21 protein-coding genes and 2 pseudogenes are annotated in these 23,395 nt (G+C 49.6%); 5 read left to right on the forward strand and 18 right to left on the reverse strand.

The window, feature by feature from the left end:
- Positions 1-35: 35 nt before the first annotated feature.
- The 6 genes from LK536_RS35920 to LK536_RS35945 all read right to left on the reverse strand — a co-directional run bounded on the left by LK536_RS35920 (position 36) and on the right by LK536_RS35945 (position 5,176).
- A complete protein-coding gene (locus LK536_RS35920; RefSeq protein ID WP_227794740.1) occupies positions 36-845 on the reverse strand; it encodes an energy-coupling factor ABC transporter ATP-binding protein in 810 nt (269 codons plus the stop codon).
- A complete protein-coding gene (locus LK536_RS35925) occupies positions 842-1,696 on the reverse strand; it encodes an energy-coupling factor ABC transporter ATP-binding protein (protein ID WP_227794741.1) in 855 nt (284 codons plus the stop codon). Before LK536_RS35925 ends, LK536_RS35920 begins: the two co-directional genes overlap by 4 nt.
- A gap of 21 nt (positions 1,697-1,717) precedes the next feature.
- A complete protein-coding gene (locus tag LK536_RS35930; protein ID WP_227794742.1) occupies positions 1,718-2,506 on the reverse strand; it encodes an energy-coupling factor transporter transmembrane component T family protein in 789 nt (262 codons plus the stop codon).
- Between the two features lie 17 nt (positions 2,507-2,523).
- Positions 2,524-3,156, reverse strand: coding sequence for an ECF transporter S component (locus LK536_RS35935; RefSeq protein WP_118708805.1), 633 nt, complete (start codon positions 3,154-3,156; stop codon positions 2,524-2,526).
- A gap of 162 nt (positions 3,157-3,318) precedes the next feature.
- On the reverse strand, positions 3,319-4,047 hold the full coding sequence (locus tag LK536_RS35940) for a FadR/GntR family transcriptional regulator (RefSeq protein ID WP_165443123.1): 729 nt from the start codon (positions 4,045-4,047) through the stop codon (positions 3,319-3,321).
- Between the two features lie 349 nt (positions 4,048-4,396).
- Positions 4,397-5,176 carry a PepSY domain-containing protein gene (locus LK536_RS35945; protein ID WP_227794743.1) on the reverse strand — a complete coding sequence of 260 codons (780 nt, stop codon included), beginning with the start codon at positions 5,174-5,176 and terminating at the stop codon, positions 4,397-4,399.
- Between the two features lie 166 nt (positions 5,177-5,342).
- Here LK536_RS35945 and LK536_RS35950 point away from each other — a divergent pair, with 166 nt between their 5' ends.
- Genes LK536_RS35950 through LK536_RS35960 form a run of 3 tightly spaced genes read left to right on the forward strand, consistent with a single transcriptional unit; the run spans position 5,343 to position 8,566 of the window.
- Positions 5,343-6,017 carry a response regulator transcription factor gene (locus LK536_RS35950; RefSeq protein ID WP_130790406.1) on the forward strand — a complete coding sequence of 225 codons (675 nt, stop codon included), beginning with the start codon at positions 5,343-5,345 and terminating at the stop codon, positions 6,015-6,017.
- Entirely contained in the window at positions 6,014-7,411 is a 1,398-nt protein-coding gene (locus tag LK536_RS35955; RefSeq protein ID WP_227794744.1) for a sensor histidine kinase, read from the forward strand. Before LK536_RS35950 ends, LK536_RS35955 begins: the two co-directional genes overlap by 4 nt.
- Before the next feature lie 15 nt (positions 7,412-7,426).
- Positions 7,427-8,566 carry a PepSY domain-containing protein gene (locus LK536_RS35960; protein WP_227794745.1) on the forward strand — a complete coding sequence of 380 codons (1,140 nt, stop codon included), beginning with the start codon at positions 7,427-7,429 and terminating at the stop codon, positions 8,564-8,566.
- 140 nt (positions 8,567-8,706) lie between these two features.
- On the opposite strand, the gene murA is transcribed toward LK536_RS35960, so the two are convergent.
- The 7 genes from murA to LK536_RS35995 all read right to left on the reverse strand — a co-directional run bounded on the left by murA (position 8,707) and on the right by LK536_RS35995 (position 17,016).
- Positions 8,707-9,999, reverse strand: a complete 1,293-nt coding sequence (gene murA, locus LK536_RS35965; protein ID WP_008723125.1) for a UDP-N-acetylglucosamine 1-carboxyvinyltransferase — start codon at positions 9,997-9,999, stop codon at positions 8,707-8,709.
- A gap of 269 nt (positions 10,000-10,268) precedes the next feature.
- The gene (locus LK536_RS35970; RefSeq protein WP_120057470.1) at positions 10,269-11,351 is read right to left on the reverse strand and encodes an ABC transporter substrate-binding protein; all 1,083 of its coding nucleotides are present in this window, start codon (positions 11,349-11,351) and stop codon (positions 10,269-10,271) included.
- Between the two features lie 14 nt (positions 11,352-11,365).
- On the reverse strand, positions 11,366-12,082 hold the full coding sequence (locus tag LK536_RS35975; RefSeq protein ID WP_040381908.1) for an ABC transporter ATP-binding protein: 717 nt from the start codon (positions 12,080-12,082) through the stop codon (positions 11,366-11,368).
- A complete protein-coding gene (locus LK536_RS35980) occupies positions 12,069-12,839 on the reverse strand; it encodes an ABC transporter permease (protein ID WP_008723122.1) in 771 nt (256 codons plus the stop codon). Before LK536_RS35980 ends, LK536_RS35975 begins: the two co-directional genes overlap by 14 nt.
- On the reverse strand, positions 12,829-13,449 hold the full coding sequence (locus LK536_RS35985; RefSeq protein WP_008723121.1) for a hypothetical protein: 621 nt from the start codon (positions 13,447-13,449) through the stop codon (positions 12,829-12,831). Before LK536_RS35985 ends, LK536_RS35980 begins: the two co-directional genes overlap by 11 nt.
- A gap of 123 nt (positions 13,450-13,572) precedes the next feature.
- Positions 13,573-16,053 carry a cysteine peptidase family C39 domain-containing protein gene (locus LK536_RS35990; protein ID WP_120057471.1) on the reverse strand — a complete coding sequence of 827 codons (2,481 nt, stop codon included), beginning with the start codon at positions 16,051-16,053 and terminating at the stop codon, positions 13,573-13,575.
- Positions 16,054-16,275: 222 nt separating this feature from the next.
- Entirely contained in the window at positions 16,276-17,016 is a 741-nt protein-coding gene (locus LK536_RS35995; RefSeq protein WP_506092090.1) for a hypothetical protein, read from the reverse strand.
- 586 nt (positions 17,017-17,602) lie between these two features.
- On the opposite strand from LK536_RS35995, the pseudogene LK536_RS36000 reads away from it, so the two are divergent.
- Positions 17,603-17,647: pseudogene (locus LK536_RS36000) on the forward strand (DUF6783 domain-containing protein); the annotation flags it as partial.
- Here the strand turns inward: LK536_RS36000 and LK536_RS36005 are convergent.
- Positions 17,645-17,746: pseudogene (locus tag LK536_RS36005) on the reverse strand (DUF6783 domain-containing protein); the annotation flags it as partial. The pseudogenes LK536_RS36000 and LK536_RS36005 sit on opposite strands and share 3 nt — an antisense overlap.
- Here LK536_RS36005 and LK536_RS36010 point away from each other — a divergent pair.
- The gene (locus tag LK536_RS36010; protein WP_474911805.1) at positions 17,720-17,869 is read left to right on the forward strand and encodes a hypothetical protein; all 150 of its coding nucleotides are present in this window, start codon (positions 17,720-17,722) and stop codon (positions 17,867-17,869) included. The pseudogene LK536_RS36005 and the gene LK536_RS36010 sit on opposite strands and share 27 nt — an antisense overlap.
- A gap of 3 nt (positions 17,870-17,872) precedes the next feature.
- On the opposite strand, the gene LK536_RS36015 is transcribed toward LK536_RS36010, so the two are convergent.
- From LK536_RS36015 to LK536_RS36030, 4 genes are all read right to left on the reverse strand, one after another.
- On the reverse strand, positions 17,873-20,896 hold the full coding sequence (locus tag LK536_RS36015; RefSeq protein ID WP_227794747.1) for an InlB B-repeat-containing protein: 3,024 nt from the start codon (positions 20,894-20,896) through the stop codon (positions 17,873-17,875).
- A 164-nt stretch (positions 20,897-21,060) separates the two neighbouring features.
- Entirely contained in the window at positions 21,061-21,573 is a 513-nt protein-coding gene (locus tag LK536_RS36020; protein ID WP_008723116.1) for a DUF4446 family protein, read from the reverse strand.
- Between the two features lie 23 nt (positions 21,574-21,596).
- Complete coding sequence (locus tag LK536_RS36025; protein ID WP_227794748.1) at positions 21,597-22,520, reverse strand: ParB/RepB/Spo0J family partition protein; 924 nt, start codon at positions 22,518-22,520, stop codon at positions 21,597-21,599.
- Positions 22,520-23,290, reverse strand: coding sequence for a ParA family protein (locus tag LK536_RS36030; protein ID WP_227794749.1), 771 nt, complete (start codon positions 23,288-23,290; stop codon positions 22,520-22,522). Before LK536_RS36030 ends, LK536_RS36025 begins: the two co-directional genes overlap by 1 nt.
- Positions 23,291-23,395 lie beyond the last annotated feature (105 nt).

The following is a 23,395-nucleotide window of genomic DNA, read 5'->3' on the forward strand; positions in this document are numbered from 1 at the left end:
CTTCTACACCTCTATGCCTTTACACCTCTATACCTCTACGCCCTCTTCACCGCCCGGTCAAAGCACTTCATGAATGCGTCCACAGTAAACACGGTATCAAGCCCAGCTCCCTGGGCCACACGGGCAATGGGGGGCGGCGAGACAAAACTCTGCTTTAGCAGCTCTGTCTGTGCAAATACCTCTGCCGCAGGCCCGTCCACCAGGACCCGGCCCTTGCACATGACAACCACCCGTTCAAAGTTCTCAACCACGAATTTCATATCATGGGAAATGGTGATACACAGCTTACCCCGTTCCTTAAGTGCGGTAACAATGTCCCGGAGCCGTTTATTGCCCTCCACATCCTGTCCGCAGGTGGGTTCGTCAAATACCAGCGCTTCGGGGTCCATCATGATGATGGATGCCACTGTACAGAACTTCTTTTCCGTGCTTGTCAGGTCAAAGGGGTGCTCATCCAGCTTATCCTCCAGCCCGCACAGCCTGGCTGTCCATTCCAGCAGCTCCTGGATTTTCTTCTCATCCATCCCAATCTGCCTTGGTCCAAACTCCAGCTCTTTCCTCACACTGTCCAGGAACAGCTGGTCATCCGGGTTCTGGAACACATAGCCCACTGTCTTTGACCACTGGGCCGTGGATTTGCTGTTTATATCCTCGCCGTTTACCAGTACCTGGCCGGATGTTGGGCGCAGGATGCCGTTAAAATGTTTGACTAACGTTGTCTTTCCCGCTCCGTTCTGTCCGATGATGGCCACTGGCTCATTTCCCTCAATGACAAGGTCAATTCCCTTTAACGCCTCGTCTCCTGTGGGATAGACATGCTTCATACCCTTTAATTCCAGTTTCATCCGGCCAGCACCTCCCTTACAAGTTCAATGGTATCTTCCTCAATCACCTTGACCGGGCCGTCATAAAGCCCCCGCTCCTTAAGTTCCCTGGTAATGGCCACATAATCCGGGGCGCCTATATGATGGGACATGATTTCCGGGCTTCCGAATATATTCTGAGGCGTATCAAGGGCAACCTGTTCCCCTGCATCCAGCACCAGGATACGGTCCGCGCACCTTGCCACCCGCTCCATGTCATGATCCACCATGATGACTGTAACACCATTCTTATTCAGTTCTTTCACAATATCAAATATCTCCTCACTTCCCAGAGGATCCAGCTGGGTGGTGCATTCATCCAGCACCAGGATGCTTGGTTCCATGATAAAGGTGGATCCAAAGGCAACCCTCTGCACCTGTCCGCCGGACAGTTCCAAAGGATTCTTATGTATGATGTGGTCAATCCGCATGAGTTTTGCCACATACTCCACCTTCTTGACCATTTCCTCCCTGGGTACGCCTTTATTGCCAAGACCGTATGCCAGTTCCTCTGCCACGCTTCCGGCCGTATAGGACAGCTGGTTAAATGGATTCTGGAAAACCAGGCCAATCTTTGAGGAAAGTTCTGCAATGGAGCTTTCCTGGGTATCAATCCCGTCCACCAGGACCTGTCCCTTAAGCTTTCCTGAAAAATAATAGGGTATCAATCCCACCAGGGCATTGCATAAGGTGGATTTGCCCGAACCATTCTGCCCGATGATGCACAGGAACTCCCCCTTCTTCACTTGAAAATTCAGTCCGTTCAGGACCCGCTTCTTAGCATCCCTGTACTTGAACTTCAGGTCCTTTACCTCTAAAACAACTTGTTCCATAGCGTCCTCCTAATATTCGCCTCAAATCACATGGAGCCTCATCAGAATACTGACCACGAGGACTGCCACAAAAAACAGGATTAAACATGCTTTACACACCTTATCAGATGTAGAAACCGTCACCTCCACGTAGGTGGTGGACTTCACCCCTTTAATCCCGAACCCCCTGGTTTCCAACGTCATCCCACGCTCCTGGGCATCTGTCAGGGAGGACATGACCACCGGACCTAACAGGGGTATATACGCCTTCAGCCTGGACATCATGGTCCCCTTTGTCTCCACGCCCCTGGCATTCTGGGCTTCCTGTATCACGCTCATCCTGCGCTGCATCTGCGGAACCACGTTCAGGCTTGCCAGGATCAGATATCCCACCTTGGGATTCATGCCTGATGCTGTAAGGGCGGCAACCAGCTTACCCGTGTATGTGGTTGTGGACATCAGGTAAAAGCTTCCAAGGAAGGTAAGGAGGGTTCCCACAATCTTAAGCGCATATACGGTGCCCTCCAGCCCCAGCTGGGCAAACCCAAAATCAGCAAGGACCGTAACATTCTTAGGACTGTACAGACCCTGGATGAACATCAGCATGACAAAAATAGGTACAAAAAACATGAAAATGAATTTAGAGAACTTCTTTAACAGTCCGGCTATGGCCGCTGCCACAAACAGCACGGCTACAATTGCATATCCCAGGATGAATCCGGGATAGATAAGCGCGCTGAGTCCCAGGCAGAATATCGCATATATCTTAACCATGGGATTCATCCTGTCAATGGGTGAATCCATCGGTATATAGTTGGATGTCTTTGCCATCTTTCCTTATCCCTCCATCAATCGTCATCCTCGTCCTCATCCACGGAATCCACCGCATACTGGCTCAGGAATCTCTTGGGAATCCTCTTCAGCAGCACATATGCAATGGCAAATGCAATGGCGCGGTCAGCCAGGTTCTCAATCATGGAAGATGCGAAAACGGACTTAACAATATCCTTTGTTGCTGCAATCAGGCCCGCGGTCAGTACCGATGTACCCGTTGCCCCGGTTGCCCCGCCAAAAACAAAAATGGTAATGCAGGAAGAAATCACAACGGATGAAAATGTCACAACCAGCCATGTAAGGATGACGCCCCAGGTCTTCTTGAACAATCCGGCTTTAATCATATAACCGGTGATAAGGCCGGCCGCAATACTTACAAGGGAATATGGCACGTAAATAGGATTGGATACCAGCGCCAGGAATATGTTGGTCAGAAAGCCTACCAGGGCAGCCACCCATGGTCCGGCCAGGGCCGCGGAAAGTATGGTTCCTATCATATCCAGGAACAATGGAAGCTTAAGCGTGGATGCCAGCGTGCCGCCAATCAGGTTGATTCCTACCGCAATCGGTATAAGAACCAGGGATTTTGTTGAAAACTGTGCCTTTAATCCTTGTACAAACGTTAATTTCTGCTTCTTGTTGCTCATGTTACACCCTCCTAAAATTTAATATTGTTTACGGGTATTACATCTTTATCTTACGTCCCCTTGTTCCCAAACTTATAGCATGTAACATATAAGATGTAATACAAGTTATATTATATAAAAAATACATTGGGATGCGTTCCGAATGTATTTTTTATTTTCTCCTCAATCCTTTGCGGCCTTCTCCTCCTCCATTGACTCCCTGACCTCAAGCTCTATCTGGTCAAAAAGTTCATTGGTCAGCTTCTTAAGGTTATCAATATCACCATTCCTGATATATTCCAGCATGGCGGAATGGAACTCAATCCCCTCCTCAGCCCCGCGCTCGGTCACAGCCTCCTTCATGGCCGCGCTGAGTATATCATAAACCAGGTTGCTGATCTTGATTATGAAGGGATTGCCTGTCATCTCATATAGCTTCATATGGAACTCCAGGTCATACTTGGTATACTTTTTAAGATTGGTCCTATAGTACTGCTTCATCTTATCCAGGGTCTTGGTTAAAAATGCAATATCACGGCTGGTAGGATTCCTGGTATATAAATCAATGATCCCCACTTCCAGGATCCTTCTGTACTCAACCACGAAAAGAATATCGTCAGGCGTCATCAGCAGCATGGGCGTCAGGGACTTTAAATAATTATTGGTGGTAAATTCCTTGACAAAGGTGCCCTTTCCCCTGTATGTCTCCACTAAGTCCATGGCCGCCAGCTTCTGTATGGCTTCCCTGACAGAGATGCGGCTTACCCCCATGATGGAGGTAAGCTCATTCTCTGACGGAATCTTCTCTCCCGGCTTCCACTTGCCGGTTGTTATCTGGGAAAGGAGCTGTTCAAATACCTGCTGCCTTATTTCCTTTTTATCTAATGCATGCAAATCAAATTCTGCACTCATATCCTCATCCATTCCTGAAACACTGTATTTTTACTCTGTTGACTTGTATTATATCTTACTAGTTTTGTTTTGTCAACTAGTTATCTTTTTCAGCATTAATCCGTGGTTTTATTAAGCATTTTTACCATCATGATTATCAAGCCGCCCAAAATCCATTGTGCATTCCGTCATATTTCATGTGTATCAGTCAACATATCTGTCATTACCCGCAATTCTATTACAATCCTGCTGCAATCCTTTTACAATCCGTCCGTTTACAATCCATCCTTTTATAATCCTTCCTTTTATAATCCTTCCCAAAACCGATTCCCCATCCAGTACCTTACTTGCCTGTCTTTTAACCGTCCTGTTAATCATCCTCCACATCCCAGTCCACAATCTCCCCTGTCCCGGCATCAATCTTAAACTCATACTCCAGGCCGCCTGATACGAACTCGCCCTTATATATCAGCCTGCCGTCATCCCAGTCCTGTTTTGCTTTGGTGAAGGTTGCCTGGGAAGCCTTGACCCCGGCCCGCTTCAATGCTATTTCCTTTGCCTTCCCCAACGTTATTTTCTTAGTATCCCCGCCTGACCCGGCATCCTTGTCATAGTGCCTGGCATCTTGTTCATAACTTAATATTTTTCCTGAAACAGGATTAATTTCATAATCGAATTCCCTGTTATCATCCGTGACAAACTCCACCTCGTAAACCTGACGCCCATCCTCATAATCCAGTTTGGTTTTGACAAATGTTACCTCTGATACAGAGAATCCGGCGTGTTCCGCTGCAATTTTCTTCGCCCGCTCCGGCTTAATGTAAGAATCCTTCTGTCCATCCCTGCCATTGGAACTGACGTTTGCATCATACTCCGCCTTTATGATCCTTCCGGATGACACATCAATCTCATATTCATACTCTTCCCTGTCCCTGGTGTGGAATTTCACCTCATAAATCGTTTTCCCATCCTCATCATCCAGCTCTGCCTTGATAAATGGGATTTTCTTTTCAGATACCCCTGCATGTTCCATGGCAATCTCCCTGGCCCTGGCCTCCGTGATATCCGCTGCCAGTACATCCATGGTGGCCGGGATGAATAATACCCCGATTGCAAACGCGGTTCCCATTACTGCTGCTATCTTCTTCATATCATATCCTCCTGTTCATGTTTTGATATGGTTTTTGTTCTGTTAATGATATTTTAAAATTTAAATATTAAAATATCATTAGAAGATATGAATCACACATTTTTTTATGTATAATGTCAGCAACAGACATGATACGGCTAAAGGCAATGGACTAAAGGAGGGACGTATGAGGATATTAGTTGCTGAGGACGAACGCGATATGAACCGTCTGATAACCAGGACCCTGGAAAAAGAAGGTTACGGGGTGGATTCCTGCCATGACGGGGACGAGGCCCTTACTTATCTTGAAAGCGCGGATTACGACGCCGCAATCCTTGATATCATGATGCCCCGCCGGAACGGATACGAGGTATTAAAATGCCTGCGCAGCCTGGGCAAAGAAACCCCGGTCCTGTTCCTCACTGCCCGCGACAGCATTGCGGACCGGGTCGCCGGGCTGGATCTGGGGGCGGATGATTATCTTATCAAACCCTTTGATTTTGACGAACTGCTTGCGCGGATCCGGGTGCTGACAAGAAAGCGCAGCACACACAGGACCAGTGTCATTGCAATCGGTGACCTGAGAATCGACACGGGCAGCCACTCCGTTGTCAGGGGCACACGCCCCATCGAACTGTCCTCCAGGGAATATGCAATCCTTGAATATCTGGCCCTGAACCAGGGCAAGGTGCTGTCTAGGGAACAGATTGAGAACCATGTGTGGAACTTTGACTACAGCGGCGGCACCAACGTGGTGGATGTCTATATCAGCTACCTGCGCAAAAAGATTGACAGCGGGGAAGGAAAGAAGCTGATCCGCACGGTATGGGGCACAGGCTGGATGCTGAAGGAGGACGCATGAACAGGATATCCGGAAGGCGGAGGAAGGTCAGGCCAGGCATGTCGGTCAAGCTTAAGATAACCCTATGGTTTACCGCCTTCATGACCATCATCTCCGGTATCTGCCTGATCCTTATACTGACCATTGACAGCCAGGTTGCCAGGAACCAGGCATACAGCCTCCTCTCTGACACGGTCAGGGAAAATGTTGGCAAGGTGCGTCTGACCGGCAACCGCCAGCTTGACCTGGATGAAGATTTCAGTTTTTATAAAAATGGCGTCTACATTTTACTGTACAATAAGAACAAGGCCCTTCTGTCCGGCCAGACCCCGCCCTATTTCCCCGTGGACGCAGAACTGGAAAATGGCGTCACTAAGGCGGTTTCCGGCTCAGAGGACGGCTTCTATGTGTTTGACCTGTGGGTTCCCTCCGGTTGGGAGGACGGGGTGTGGATCCGCGGCACGATCCAGCGCCATAACAGCAGCCAGGAAGCCGGAAGCATACTGTCCATGTTTTTCCTCATACTTCCCTTTATCATCCTCTCAGCCTCCCTTGGGGGATATCTTATCGTCAGAAGGGCCTTAGAGCCAATAGAACAGATTACAAAGGCAGCAGGCAGTATTACCGAGGGGCGGGACCTGACGCGCCGTATCGGGCTTACCAGAGGCTCAGACGAGGCCCTGCGCCTGGCCAACAGCTTTGACCATATGTTTGAACGCCTAGAACACTCCTTTGAAACAGAAAAACAATTTGCCTCCGATGCATCCCATGAGCTGAGGACCCCAACCGCCGTCATCCTGGCCCAGTGCAGTTATATCAGGAAATACGCAGGAAGCGAGGAAGAGTACCTGGAAGGTGTTGCTGTCATTGAACGGCAGGCGCAGAAAATGTCCCTGCTCATAAACCGGCTCCTGGACATGACGCGGCTGGAATTCGGCACCAGAAAGCTGGCAAAGGAAGATACGGACGTCAGCCTGATGGTGGAAACCCTGTGTGAGGAGCTGGATACCGGCGCCAGAGGCATTTCCCTGGAACGGGACATAAAGGAACATCTTCACGCCCAGGCAGATGCCCATCTCCTCTCCAGGGCCATCATGAACCTGCTGGAGAATGCCCGCAAATACGGTAAGGATAATGGCCGCATCCGAGTAAAACTCCATGACAGCGGGGATAATCTCATACTGGAAGTGGAGGACGACGGCATCGGGATTGCCCCGAAACACCAGGAGAAAATCTGGCAGCGTTTTTACCAGGTAAACAGCTCCAGACAGGCTGGTTCCGGTCTTGGCCTGGGCCTGTCCATGGTCAGGCAGATTGTACGGCTCCATGACGGGGATATCAGCGTAAACAGCAGGCCCGGGGTGGGAAGCTGTTTTACCGTAGTCCTTCCAAAAGGCGAAAAACCTGTTGTATAACCGAAAGGAGATCATATGAAGCATGAACATTTACTGGCCTGCCTGATTCTCTCCATTACTTTGGCCATATCCGCCTGCGGCTCAGATGACCGGGAGTCGGCTGATTATATAGGAATTGAATCCGCAAAAGGGATTGCCCTCAGGTCCGCGGGCCTGTCATCGGACCAGGCTGAATTCACCACTGCCGGATTGGATAAAAAGGATGATATCTTTTATTACCAGATTTGCTTTTCCTCCGATGGCAACGAGTACGAATACGCCATTGACGCCCTTACCGGAGTTGTGATACAGGGGCCTTTGGATTCCGGGATTCCTGTTTTGGCTGATGGGGGAGGGAATCCATCTGATTCATCCATGATTTCAGGGGCCAATTTGGATAACCTGAATCTTGAATCAGGTTCAGGTTCCAGTCCCGGCTCCAATCCCGATGAGGCATATGGCACCTCCCAGGCATCCGGCTCCAACCAGTCACAGGATACTGGCAATACGCCTGGGGCCAACCAGTCACAGGTTCCTGGCAGTCTGTCCGGCTCCAACCAGTCACAGACAACTGGGAATCCGTCCGAATCCAATCACGCACAAGTACCTGGCAGTCCGTCCGGCTCCTCCCAGACGCAAACTCCCGGCAGCAATTCCGGTTCCGGCCAGCCCCAATCCCCCGCCCCCAATCCCGGTTTTGCGCAGCCCCCAGCCAATACCGGCACCGGCACAATAGACGAACAGCAGGCCCGCGATATTGCCATAACCCACTCCGGCATTTCCAGCCAGGACATCTCAAAAATTGAGGTAAAGCAAGATGACGATGACGGGGTTACACTGTACAAGATAAAATTTAAAACCAACAGCAACAACGAATATGAGTACAAAATCGACCGTTCCAGCGGCCGGATCATCAGCTTTGACCACGACCTGGATGACCACAACCTCCCGGCCCCGCCGGAAGGGGCTGCCAGGATAGACCAGTCCCATGCAATGGCTGCTGTCCTTGCCAGGGTGCCCGGCGCCAGTAACAGCGATATCTCAATCAAGCTGGAGGAAGACGACGGCAGGCTGGAATATAAGGGCAGGATTAAATATGACGGCATGGAATATAAATTCAAACTGGACGCATACAGCGGCGCCCTGACCGAATGGGAGGCCGAACCAGAAGATTAATGTTGGAACATCCACTCCCGCCAGCCGCTCCGGTAATCCCAATCCAACGCATCCCATCCAACACAAAAACGCAGGCTCCACACATAGAAATCCCTATGTGCAAAGCCTGCGTCCCTTCACTATCCTTCTATCCAACCGTCTCAGCCAACCCTCAGTTTAAACTTCTGAAGGTCCCTGTCCGAATCTACCTTTTCAATCATGGCGCCCAGTCCCTGGAGCTTTTCCTCAAAACATTCATAGCCCCTCTGGATATAACCGATCTCATCCACAACCGTATATCCGTCCGCTGCCAGTCCTGCAATCACCAGCGCTGCTCCCGCCCTCAAATCAGGCGCATTGACCTGTGCTCCTGTCAGGCGTTTCACGCCGTCTATGACAGCCACATTGCCCTCAACCTTGATGTTGCTGCCCATACGGGCCAGTTCATCCACATACTTAAAGCGGTTCTCGAAAATGCTCTCCGTCACCATGCTTGTTCCGTTGGCAAGCACAAGGGCAACTGCCATCTGGGGCTGCATGTCTGTTGGAAAACCGGGATACGGAAGGGTCTTGATGTCCGTATGTCTCTGGGAAGGCTTGCCCACAACGCGCACCGCGTCGTCAAACTCAGCCACCTCGCAGCCAATCTCCATAAGCTTTGCGGAAATGGCTTCCAGATGCTTTGGTATCACATTCTTAATCATGATATCCCCTCTGGTTGCCGCAGCCGCACACATGAACGTACCTGCCTCAATCTGGTCAGGAATGATGGAATACTCTGTCCCGTGAAGCCTGTCCACACCCTTGATGCGGATGGTATCGGTTCCGGCTCCCTTGATATTGGCGCCCATACTGTTGAGGAAGTTGGCAACGTCAACAATATGCGGTTCCTTGGCAGCGTTCTCCAATATGGTCTGTCCCTCTGCAAGTGCTGCCGCCATCATGATATTAATGGTTGCGCCAACAGAAACCACATCCAGATAAATGTGGCTTGCCACCAAATCAATGGCATGGGCAATCACAGCGCCCCTCTCGATGATAACCTCGGCTCCCAAAGCCCTGAATCCCTTGATATGCTGGTCAATGGGCCTGCTGCCGATATTACAGCCGCCCGGAAGGGGCACCTGGGCGCTCTTATACTTACCTAACAGTGCACCGATGAAATAATAGGATGCACGGATTTTGCGGATGTATTCATCATCCACAGATACTTCCTTTATGTTGCTTCCGTTAATCTTTACAGTGTGTCGGTCAATGCGTTCAACCCTTGCACCGATTTCCTCTATGGCCTCTAACAGTACATTAATATCACGTACATCCGGCAGATTATCAATCAAAACGTCATCATCTGTCATGATAGAAGCGGCCAGAATACCCAGTGCGGCATTCTTGGCACCGCTTATGGTCACATCGCCCACCAGCGGGTTGCCGCCTTTGATTATATATTGTTCCATTCCACACCTCTGATATTTATTTAAACAAATCCCATATCCAAGGACAACATTCCTAAACAATTACGTAAAAATTTGTTCATATTTTATTTACATCTTTCTTAGATTATACCATAAGAATCAGATTTGTAAAGTAAAACGCAAATCCGGCGTACAGACCATGGTCTGTAAATCCCTTTTTCCATCTGCCGTTCCAAAAGAAAACCCGGGATTCCCATCCGATTTTAAAATCCTCGGATGGGAATCCCGGGCACTGGTTCCTTTGCCGTATATTACTGGATAAACAACGTATTTACGTCCAATGGCGCCTCAATCATATCTGACTCCAGCATGAAATCAGCTGTCTTCTGGAACCCTTCCTTATCCTCCTCACTGATATCCATGGAGAAGTCATAATATCCATACATTTCCTGTACCGCTTCCTCATCCAGGTCCAGTTCCTCTGCCACGATTTTCAGGGTTTCCTCCTGGTTATCCTTCATGAAGGCAGCAATCTCATCCTGGGCTTCCATGAACCGCCCTATCACATCCTGGTTCTTCTCATAGAAGTCCTGCCTTACAGCTACCGCAATGATGGCCTTGATAAGTCCCTCACCGTCGGCGACCATATGATACCCCTGCTGCCTGGCCTGGTAAGCAGTTGCTCCTGCAATCAGGGCCACATCCACGCTGCCGCCGTCCAGGCCCGCCTTTGCATCAGGAATCCCCATATTCACATAATTCACATCCTCAATGGTCAGCCCTCCCGTGGCCAGATAGGCCACCAGAAGCTCATGGAGATTGGTTCCCGCAGGCCCGGCAATGGTCTTGCCCTTCAGGCTCTCAGGCGTGTTCAGGCTGTCATCCTTTGAATACATACAGAATGCCTTAGGCGACCTGCTGTACATGTTCAGAACCTTGATGTCCGCCCCATTGGCGGCCGACAGGATGACCGAGGTTGCCCCAACCGCATAGAGGATCTGCACATCCCCGGATGCCAGGGCCTGGGTCTGGTCCGCGCCGGAATTGATTTCCGCATATTCCACGGAAATGCCCATATCCTCAAAGTCCTTCTCAAAAATCTTCTGGTTCTTCTCAATGATACTGGGGACATTTAACGGCGATACCACATAGGTCAGCACCAGCTTGTCAATGCCGCTTGCGGCCTTCTGTCCCTCTTTCCCGTCTTCCCCGGCAGTTTCAGGCATATCTGCCCCGGTGCCCTCTTCCTGCGCCTTATCCTCTGCCTTATTCCCTGCCTGTCCTGTCTGTGCCTCAGTTACTGCCGCGGTGGTTGCCGCGGTGCCGTCCGCGCATCCCGTAAGGGCCGTAACCCCCATGCACAGTGCCAGTCCAAATGCCATGAATCGTTTCATAATACATATCCTCCTCATTCAGTTGTATTTAAGTTATTTATAATATCCCTTTTCAGGGAAATAAACAGATCATCCAGCAGGTTCCGTTCCCCCGCTGTCTCAGGGACCTGATACTGGGCCTTGACCAGCCCGTTCTCAATCACCACGATACGGTGTCCCAGAAGCAGGGCCTCGTCAATGCTGTGGGTCACGAACAGGATACTGCTGCCCTGTCCCCCCTGAACCCGCAAAAGCTCCTTCTGCATCTGTTCCCTTGTAAAATAATCCAGGGCCGCAAATGGCTCGTCCATCATGATGAAGGACGGCTCATAGGCCAGCGCCCTGGCAATGGCGGCCCTTTGCTGCATTCCGCCGGAAAGCTGGGACGGATATGCCTTCTCAAAACCGCAAAGCCCCACGGCAGCGATGATAGATTCAATCTTCTCCTGATCCTGGTCCTTTTTTTCCAGACCGAAGGTGACATTGTTCCACACATTCAGCCATGGCATAAGCCGCGGCTCCTGGAACACGAATGCGGTCTTATGGGACAGTCCATACCGTATTTCCCCTTCATCCACCTGTTCCAGACCGCCTGTCAGGCGCAGGAGCGTGGTCTTGCCGCATCCGCTGCGTCCCAGGATTACCGTGATATGCTTCTCCGGTATCTGAAGGCTGATTCCCTTCAGGACCTTGACAGGCCGTTCATCCACCACATATTGTTTGTGTACGTTAATAAGCTCAATTCCAGCCATTGTCACAGGATCCTTTCAATAATTTGCTGATTACCAGTCCAAAGATGCGGTCCGTTGCATATCCCACTGCCCCGATGACCAGGATACCCACGATAACCTTATCCGTCCTGGACATCTGCTGGGCAAATAATATCATATGCCCCAGTCCGGTGGACGCCGCAACCATTTCCGCACCGATGATTGCCCTCCAGCTGTATCCCAGGCCGATGCGCATGCCCACCAGGATGTCCGCCGATGCATACGGCAGCACAATCCGCAGGAATTTCCTTCCTCTGGAGTATCCGAACATGTCCCCCACCTCCAGAAGCTTTTTGTCACACCCGGTAAATCCCTTCACAATATTCAGATACATCGGGAAAAAGGACGCCAGCACGATAATGACTGTCTTCGTCGTCTCCCCAATCCCGCACCACAGGATCAATAAAGGAATCATGCTCAATGGCGGCACGTTGCGGAAGAACTGGACCACATATTCATAGTACCTGCCCGAAGCAGGCAGCAGCGCCCGCAGCATCCCCAGACAGAACGCCAGCACGAATGCAATGGCAAATCCCTTCATGACCCGGATGAAGCTGATATAGATATCCTTCCAGAGCTCGCCGGATACCAGCATCCTTAAAAAGCCCTGCAGTACCTTGGACGGAGGAGGAAGCACATAGGCGCTGAATATCCCCCATCTGCACACCATGTACCACACGAGAAGGACAGCGCCTATGCCGATGACCGGCGCCGCCGCATCCTTCCATCTATGTTTCATCCATTACCACCCCGTCCCCGTTATGGCAGCCCTTATGGCAGTACAGCATTTCCATAAGCCGCACTTCCTTCCATCTGCCGCTTTTCATATACGCTTCAATCTCCTCTTTCCCGGTCAGGCTCTGTACCCGCTCCTCCATCCCTGCAAAGAACCCGGGCGGGATGGGGCTTGCATGAAGCTGCTTTCCCTCCGGTCTCTGCCCCAGCTCCTTTAACAGGGCGTTCCACGTGATGAACCGTGTATTGGGAAGCCTTAGGGAATTTCCCATATCTGCCAGGGAAACACATGGCGTGGTTATGATCTTCTCCCCATTCCTTAAATCTTCCCTGCTGCTGATTTCCCTTGCACAGTGAATCAGGATTGGTTCAATCCCAGCCGCCCTCACGCCGTCCTCTGCCATGGATTTCACTAATTCACAGGCCATGGGGCACCGTGCATCCGCCACCGTATCCCTGCATCCGTCCAGCATTTTCCTGTACTTCTCCTTCACTTCCCGTCCCCAGTCCGTCCTGCACCAGACACGGGTAAACCCATGTTTCTGTAAGAACCCATCCAGGACCGGCTTCCCATACATGCTTTCCGTCACTGGATTTATCCAAATATATTTCAATCCTCTTTCTCCTTGTTTGCAAGTTAGGTTATTCTAACCATTGCAGACAGCATATCAAAATTTAATAAAAAAGTCAACTCCTTCCAGACCATCACACAAAATCCGAAAGGAATTGACTTATTATTAATTTACAGTAAGCGCACACAGAAAATCATTCTGAAGTACCTTAAAATATTCCGTGGCATCATTCAGTCCCATCTTGGTGGTTTCCTGGGTCTGTGGATCATAAAGGGTTACATTATACTGGTCATATCCGGACAACAGCACATATCTCCCTGCATCCACATAGGCAATGACCGGGATTCCCTTATCAATATAATACAGGATCTGGTTCAGGCTGCATCCGCCCGCATCAATGAGGATCAGCCCCTCCTCGTACATCCTGCTTCCATCAAAGGATTCCAGGTACTTGGTCATCTTCCTCGCCTCTTCCACCGGCGACTTGATATTGCGGATGGGGCCTCTGTTAATCCTGTCCCATACAATATGCTGGTTCCCGTCCGTCACGAATCCCATCTGCCCATAAGCCATGTCCACGGCCGTACTGAAGCTTCTGGAGGACCCCAGATAATGACCCCCGCCGTAAGCATGGAACACCATGCCTGTATCTGCCTGGGCCGTTGATGCATAACTGATATCAAGGGTACTTGAGAATTCATAGGAAAATGCCTTTGGCGCTGATATATCTACCTTGTCCCCGTTTAAATCCGAGTCAGCCTGTACATAATAGACCCGGCCCCGGTCCTGGGAGGCAAAGTACCCAATGCCCTTTAATTCCCCGTCATCCACCTTCTGGTTACAGACAATGGTGTCCTGGTCCTGATACATATACTGGTTTTCACTGAGACGCACCAGGCGTTTCAGATGGATACGCCCATCCTCCGCCACCACGTCCGAGATATAGATGCCGTCCTTCCTGTACTCACTTTCCACCTGCATCTCATTGTCCACAATATACATGGCGTACATGGGCATGCCCTTCGTCCGTCCATTAACAATCCATTTATCACCGGAACTGCTGAAACCATAAATCAGGTCATTGCCCACAAATCCCAATACCCTGACAAAATCCCCCTCAGCTCCCGCTATCTCCTGTTTCTGGGCCGTATTAAAATCCATGACATGGACCTTCTCCGACTCGTAGAGGCTGGCTCCGTCCTGCCATGCAATCCTGCTTCCGTCCCCGCTTACCGCAAAACTGCCTTTGGTAAGCCCCTGCGCAACCACAAGGGATTCATTACTCTTTAAATCAATACCGTATACGCTGCCCTCCAGCATCAGGTACATCATGCTGTTCTGGCTGAGATAGGACAGGTTGTTGACATCCTCCCTGACCTTCTCAAAAGATTCCGATGAAGCCAGATAGAACTTTTCATTAACCGTGTCCTTCTCCGCGTCGTAGCTGTAATATATGACGCCCATGCGGCCCTCGTATTTCCCACGGTTCATATAGCCGTATACAAGGAAATCCACGGTGCCATCCTCCTGGACGGACAGTATTTTCACATCATGTCTGTCATACCTGCTCCGGATCCCGTCATCCTTGCTGCTGTCAAATGTAAAGATGCGCACCAGCTCATTATCAGTCTGGTCATAGCACCACAGGTCCCCTCCCGTCTTAAATGCAAGATAGCGGGATTTGGGGCTTTTAACAGACTTAATCATATTGTCATTGGTAATGCCCAGAAGAATCCGTTTACCGGAAAATGCCTCCCTTTCCCCTGTAAACATCTCATTGGCATTACGCTCATAATTCATCAGGTAAATCCGCTTCTCATTCCACTTCATGGTGAAATTATCTTCCGTATCAACCAGTGTCCTGGTATTATCACTCTCAGTGATTGCCACCGTATACCTGACCTTTACCTGGCCCATGATACCGTCAAATTCCTGCAGTGTCACCTGCGGCTCCCCCGCCATTTCCACGTCAAGTCCGTCCCAGGTCAGATGGCTGAAGCTGGCCCTGATTGTCACATGTCCAAGGCTGCTGTTGTCTTCTGTATCATTTGTCTCCAGATAAGACACCAGCTCCCTTGCCTGCTCATAATCCAGGCTCTTTCTGGAAAATTCCTCTGCCAGGCTGACCATGTCGTAAGCATAGTTGTTATCCGGCCACACAATCCTGGTATAATAGCGGATCTGGCTTTCGCTGGTGCTTACATTAAGAGTAAGATAATACGGCTCATTCCTCATCAAAAGGTTCTGGATGGGGAGGACCGCCGTAGTAATCCCTTCGGAACTATCCCACTCCGTTATATCCGTGCGCTCAATCAGCCTATCCAATGACAGGTTTCTCACCTCATAGCTGATTCCTGTTATGGTATTGCCGTATTCCGTTATCTTAATCCCCAGTTCACGGTTTTCAGGCAGCACAGAGATACTGTCCCTGGCCGCCTGATTGCCCATGTCCTGCATATAACCGTGCAGGCAGTTGATTTCTTTTCCATTTAACTTGGTATATACAACAGGGAGGGAAGGTTCCTCCATGGAAGTGTAGACCGTGTTTTCCTTTTCCATTGTGTTCCTGGCACTGACAAAATATATTACAAGGGCCGCTATAAATATCAGGAATAAGATTCCTGCTTTCTGTAATGTTCTTTTCATATGTGTATCTGTTCCTCATAGACAGGTTATTTTGGTTATCTCTTATTTTATATAATAACCAGTAAAACTACAACTTAATCTTTTCGAAATTTTGTGTAAACCCTTTGCCAGATTGAAAACGGAACATCAAAACAATGGTTTATCGGTTCCTATATAAAACAAATCCCCCTGGCACACCGTCTGTTATGCATCTCATTCAGCAACAGGACTTTAATCAGATCCCTAAGCCATGAAGGCCTGTAAACCGGTTTTGGCGGCGGCACTGGTCTCGGTGGTCTGGGCGGCGGCACTGGCCTGGGTGGCGGCGGCATCGGTCTCGGTGGTCTCGGTGGTGGCGGCACTGGCCTGGGCGGTCTGGGTGGCGGTGGCACTGGCCTGGGTGGCGGCGGCACCGGTCTGGGCGGTCTTACCGGTCCCGGCCCCTGGGGTGGCCTGGGTGGCGGCGGCACTGGTCTGGGCGGCCTTACCGGCCCTGGCCCCTGGGGTGGCCTGGGTGGCGGCGGTACTGGTCTGGGCGGCCTTACCGGCCCTGGTCCCTGGGGTGGCCTGGGTGGCGGTGGTACTGGTCTGGGCGGCCTTACCGGCCCTGGTCCCATCGGCGGTCTCTCCGGTCCCGGCCCCATCGGCGGTCTGCCTGGTCCTGGTCCCATCGGCGGTCTCTCTGGTCCTGGCCCCATCGGCGGCCTGCCTGCCCCCGGTCCCATCGGTGGCCTGCCTGGTCCTGGTCCGATCGGTGGTCTCTCCGGTCCTGGCCCCATCGGCGGTCTCTCCGGCCCTGGTCCCATCGGCGGTCTCTCCGGCCCCGGCCCCATCGGCGACCTGCCTGGTCCTGGCCCCATCGGCGGTCTCTCCGGCCCCGGTCCCATCGGTGGCCTGCCTGGTCCCGGTCCCATCGGATTTCTTCCTCTCATTTCCTGAGTCTCCATCCGCTCTTCCATAGAACGGATATCGGATTTGCCACATCCATGTACATGATTCGAAGCATCTGCATCAGGTTCCTCTTGATTCACATTCTGCAATCCCTGATTCTCCCTGACTGACTCTGTCTCTATCCTATAACATTCTTCAGGCAGCGTTTCATCTTGAACCACATCCGGATCATCATCCGAGGAATCTATATCCAGACGTTTCATATCATTATGCAGTTCCTCCATCTCCAGAGAACTTCTGTCAGCCTCTGTTATGTTCCACATACCGCTGACCCGCTCCGCGCCTTCTGATGACATGACTGTATCACAGATAGTATCACACAGTCTGTTAACCATCAGTTGGTCCGGATATTCGTCATACATGGGGCTGTTCTTATAGTCCAGCCTGTCGCACGCCTCTGATACATATCCCTGAAGTATCTTTATCCCAGACGGATACATACTCTTCAGATATTCAATATCCTGCATCTGATCTCCCTTTTCCAATTTACTCTTACCAATATCATATGCAGGAATTTCCCAGACTGCCCCTTTCTTTTTCAAAAAAACAAAAACCTCAATCATTCAGCCAATACCGGAAAGAAAGATGATATCTGGCTCCCCAGAATACTAGAGCGTGTTTGAAAATTGCTTTCCGTTGGCTGTGCGTCCCACTTTGTGGGAGATTTGGTCCCGATGATGGAGGCGTAGCGGGCTACGCTGACTGAATCGGGGCCAAATATACCGCGAAGTGGGGCGTGCAGACGGCGGGAATGAATTTTCAAACACGCTCTAGCCTGACAAAAATGGAAAAAATAGTAAAAATCTTCTCTTCTGTCTTCCATACTGTATGGCAGTTGTCAAATCATAACCTTCTTACAGATTACAATCACTCCATAACCGTATAAAGACTAACGGCATGGCATGGCAGGCGTACAGCACGATGTCAATCCCGGACAACACGGAGGCAATGGCGGACAACAGGGCGGCAATGGCGGACAACAGGGCGGTAATCCCGGATAACACGGCGGCAATAGCGGACAACAGGGTGGCAATCCCGGACAACATGAAATTCCCCAAACCGCATAAAGTATGATATCGCCAGATAATGAATCAATGATTTCTCCTGGACTATAGCCAATTCCGCTCCCATCCGGACGGGTATTCCAACCGGCAAATACATAGCATGGACGTACAGGCAGGGAATCATTGATGATGATTTCCTGTCCTTCCTGGAATGATTCAGGAAGGGGAATCCCACAGGCAGCAGGACCGTTATCATCATTGGCATCATACGTGATGATCAGATAAACCTTTTCCCATCTGGCATACAGGGTTATATCCCCCATGGTTCCCTGTACAATGCGTGTAACCTGGTTCCCACCTTCCATAGCATCAAACCAGCCAGTGAAACGGTATCCGCTAACAGGGCCAGGAGTCGACAATATGATATCCGGATCCGTCACCTGGTAGGTATCCGGGTTTGAGTTAGAAGCGCCCATAAGATTCCCATACCGGATTGTATACTGTATTGGAGCAAGCAGTATCTGGGAAGAATCATCACTGAGACGTATTTCCCAGCCCTCAAAGTCAGAAGGCGGCTTTAAAAAGGCGTCCCGGTCATCATCAGTCAGTTCTGCATAAGGCGGTGACGCCTCCCCGATTACAATAGCAGTTCCTGCTTCATTTGGACTCACGTATCCTGAATTATCAATTTGAATTTTAGATCCGGATATAAGAGGTCCCTCAATCCGGACTACAGCGCTTCGCGAAGATATATAAACCCCGTTTGCGACATCCCGCAATCCTTCCGTGTAAAAATCTCCCTGGTTGTAGATCCCAGGTGCATACAAAGCAGCGGTATTTGCTCCTTCACCGCCAAAAGACGCCGAAGCGGAAAGCGTTGCCGAAGATTGGACCGCATTATAGATACCTCCTCCCACATCGGCGCTGTTCCGGCTGACCGTACCCCCGTTAATCAGCAATTGCCCGTCCGCATTGTTATAAAAACCGCCGCCGTAAACAGCCTGATTGTCAAGGATACTGCCGCCGCCCATGGTAAAAATGCTGCCGCCATGATTATAGACCGCACCACCATAACGTAAAGAGCGGTTATCATGAATGGAACCGCTTATAAAGTCAATCCGCGACTGTTCAGCCGCACTGATTCCCCCTCCATATAAAAGAGCGCTGTTATCAGCAATCTCTGCCTGACCAGAGATAGTCACATTGCCCGGGACCACACAGATGCCGCCGCCATGGTTACCAAAGCTGCTGGCGCGCCCATCTGCATGATTACCGGTAATCTTTACCTGGTCCATAAGAATAAGCGTTCCCACATCACTGTTAAAATAAATCCCTCCTCCATTGCCTTCATAGGATGAATTTCCACTAACAGACGTAGTACCATGAAGTGTCAGCTTATCACTGGTTCCGCCATGCCAGATGCCTCCTCCGCTGTTGCTGTCTGCGATATTGCCGGACACCACGCTGTCCGTAATATCCGTAATGACCGCTCCCAAAGACGAAGAAAACCGGAGTCCTCCGCCTTCCCTGCCGGCCATATTTCCAGTAATTGTATCATTTGTTATAAAGATCTGCGAAGAAGTCCCCTTAAGGCTGTTAGCATAATAAAAACCTCCGCCGGATCCCCCTGCAGTATTTCCCGTAATCGTAGTTTCCAGTATATCGGTAATACCGCCAGCGCTGCTCATCAGCAGACCGCCCCCGTTTTTCACTGCGCTGTTGTCTGAGACCGAACATTTACTCATGCGGAAAGAAAAAGAGCCGGGACCGCCGAACAAACGGATTCCTCCTCCCTCTTCCGTGGCAGTATTCCGTATGATCCTGGTCTCATTTAGGGAAATGATGACAGGACGGTCCATACTATCGTTCTGGAACCATATACCGCCGCCAGACCCGGAGGCCCCATTCTGCGCCGTATTATCTGATATGACGGTCTCAAGTAAAGCCATGGTTCCCCCGGAATCACTGAGCAGATAGATACCTCCGCCCGTTCCACCTGTATTGTGTGTTATGGATGAATTATCAATCACAAGATCCGCACTGCCAGAGGGCGCCCTGTAACAGATTCCGCCACCATTATTAACCGCGGTATTTTCAGTAATGGAGACTCCCCCCTTCACACTCATGCGGTCCCCATCATTTACCCCATAGAAATAAACTGCCGCCCCATGGACCGCCGTATTGCCTGAAATGATAAGTGTCCCATCCAATGAGAGCAAGGAAGGGGCGCTGCTGCCGTCCTGGTAGCCGGAAAAGTAGATACCGCCGCCAGTGGATGATGCGGTATTATCCGTAACCTGTACATTTCCCGAAACAGAAAGCGTACCTCCAAGTCCCACGATTGCAGGATAAAAGTAGACACCGCCCCCATGATTGGCCGAATTATGGTCAATCATGGCCTTATCAGAAATGGAAACGATATCATCCTGGCTGCTTAAGGAAATGGACGCGCCTCCGCCATTGGTCCGGGAAGAACAGCCTGTAATCCGTGCATTGCCCGTCATATGGAACTGGTTCGTGTAGCTCCCGCCATTATATAGCGAGACCCCTCCCCCTGCACCATATGAAATGTTATTTTTAAGAATCACTCCCTCATCCAGATAAAGGGCGCCGCCCGTCACATAGATAAGGGAACGTGCCGCAGCGCTGGCTTGATCATGGTATTGGGACTGCCCATCAATGATAGTATGAGCCAGCCTCAGAATGCCTCCGTTCTGAATCCTGAATAAATAGCTGTTGTATTCCGGGGCCTTGTAAATCGTATGGGTTTCATCCATAAGGCTTTCTATTGTAACATCATACAGAATATTAATCTGGGAAGTAAGCGGGAAATCGTCAGTTATCTGTATGAAAGGTTCCTGATTACGCAATGCTGCTGCCAGCTGTGCCTGACTTGATACCTGTACCATATGTTTTCACCTGCTTTTTTATTGATATAGTATTTTATGCGCCCATTGGACAACATGTACCACCGCCAAGTCCATCCCTGCTTCTATCCCACAAAAAAAGGACATCACGGAATGCAGAACAGATCCATCGCATTCCATGTGTCCTTTATATTCATTCATCAGTACTAACTTTTCTTCACATATCCCAAGGCCTGTTCCAACGCCTCCTGTTCCTCATTGCCAAGGACAATATCCGTCTGTCCCATATCCACTTCTTTGATATACAGATAGCATCCCTCCCTGCTGTGTACGCAGTTCATGACAAATCCGCTGTTGGTATAATCCAGGACCGCCAAGGCAAAACTCAGGTTTCCTCCCATGCCTTTGAACGCATTATATTTCACAACACCATATTTCTGAAAGGACGCCCTGAAATTACGGTTCAGGGTACGGATTGAGTCTTTATTGCTCCTGTCTTCAGCCCTCAGGTCCCGAAGCTCATCAATCTCATCCATGATTATATCTTCCAGGGTTTCCGCATCTTTTCCCCGCATGAAATAATCATATTTGCGGTCCAGCCTTCTAAGCTTAGTCATTGTTACAATTACCAATATCAGCAGCAAAACCACTAATATCACAAGTCCCATAATAATGTATGCGGGGTCAAATGGACATAGATTTAAAATGCTGTTCTCCATTGTATATCTTCACTCCTTTGTGTCTAACGAATAGATTCAATCATCTCCACAATCCGCTCTAGTTCTGCTTCTGAATAATATTCAATTTCTATCCGGCCTTTGTTTTTATCCTTGTTATGGATACTGACCTTGGTACCCATAATGCTCTTCATTCTATCTTCCAAATTTTGGTATATGATAGCTAACGCTTCGTCTTTCTTCTTATCTTTCTTCTCACTGCCATCATCATTGGCTTCCCTGGCCAGCTTCTTTACCAGACGTTCTGTCTCCCTTACACTCATACCTCCGTCCAGTATCATTTTAGCTGCTTTCAGCTGAATCCCTTTATCATCCAGGGAAAGTAATGCCCTTGCATGTCCGCTGGAAATCATATTCTGAATCAGCATTTCCTGAATCTGTTCATCCAGCTTTAAAAGCCGCATGGAGTTTGTTATGGTTGCCCTGTTCTTAGCAACCCGTTCCGCTATCTCTTCCTGGGTCAGATGAAACTCTTTTACAAGCTGCTGGTATGCCAAAGCTTCCTCAATAGGGTTTAAATCCTCTCTCTGTACATTCTCAATCAGGGCAATTTCCATGCTTTCCTGTTTCGTATATTCCCTCAGTACAACAGGAATTTCCTTTAAACCAGCCATCTTTGCCGCACGCCATCTGCGCTCACCGGCTATAATCTCATAGAAAGTCCCCTTTTTCTGAACCAGAAGCGGCTGAAGAACACCATACCGTTTAATGGACTCAGCCAATTCCCCAAGCTGTTCCTCATTAAAGTCCTTTCTTGGCTGTTCCTTGTTAGGCTCAATCAATGCCAGCTTAACCATTCGTTCACTGGTATTTTCTTCCCCTTTATCAGCTGCCGCTGCTTTTGCCTTCGCAATATCCTCTTCGCTTTCCTTAATCACATCTTCGCCAAATATAGCACCCAGGCCTTTTCCCAATCCCTTTTTAGCCATTACAACTCTTCTCCTCTGCTCATTACTTCTGCTGCAAGCAACCGATAGCTTTCAGCACCTGTTGATCTGGAATCATAAAGGTTAATGGACATTCCATGGCTTGGTGCCTCTGCCAGACGGACATTTCTTGGAATAATGGTTTTGTATATGGTACGGTTCAGGCTGCTTTTAACACTTTCCACCACTTCCAGGGAAAGGTTTGTCCTGGCATCATACATGGTAAATACAACACCTTCCAACTCTAAATCCGGATTTAACTTTCTCTTTACAAGATCTACTGTCTTTAAAACCTGGCTTAATCCTTCCAGGGCATAATATTCACACTGTATCGGGACCAACACTGTATCTGCTACTGTTAATGCATTGATTGTCAATATATTCAAAGATGGGGGACAGTCAATCAGAATAAAATCGTATGTATCACGAACTTGATTTAGATAGATGCTGAGCAGTTTTTCCTTTTCTTCCACTTCCTGAAACTCGATTTCAGCTCCAGCCAGGTTCATATCAGAAGGAAGGACATCCAGGTTAGGCTGTATTTCCTTTACAATACATTCATCAGCAGGCGCTTCCTCAATCAGCATATCATACACTGTCTTATCAAAATCTTCCCGTTCCAGTCCCAATCCGCTGCTGGCATTACCTTGGGGATCAAAGTCCACCAACAAAACCTTTTGACCTGCTTCAGCCAAACAGGCAGAAAGATTGATGGCTGTTGTAGTTTTACCAACCCCGCCTTTCTGGTTGGTTATTGTTATAATTCGTCCCATTTGTATTGATTCCTTTCTCGAAAAAACAAATCTTTCTTCGATTACTTTTACGATTATATCACAACTCCAATTCTTTTCCTATGACAAAATAGAATAAACCCGTAT

It is taken from the genome of Clostridium pacaense (assembly GCF_020709765.2).
In the GTDB taxonomy this organism is placed as follows: domain Bacteria; phylum Bacillota; class Clostridia; order Lachnospirales; family Lachnospiraceae; genus Enterocloster; species Enterocloster hominis.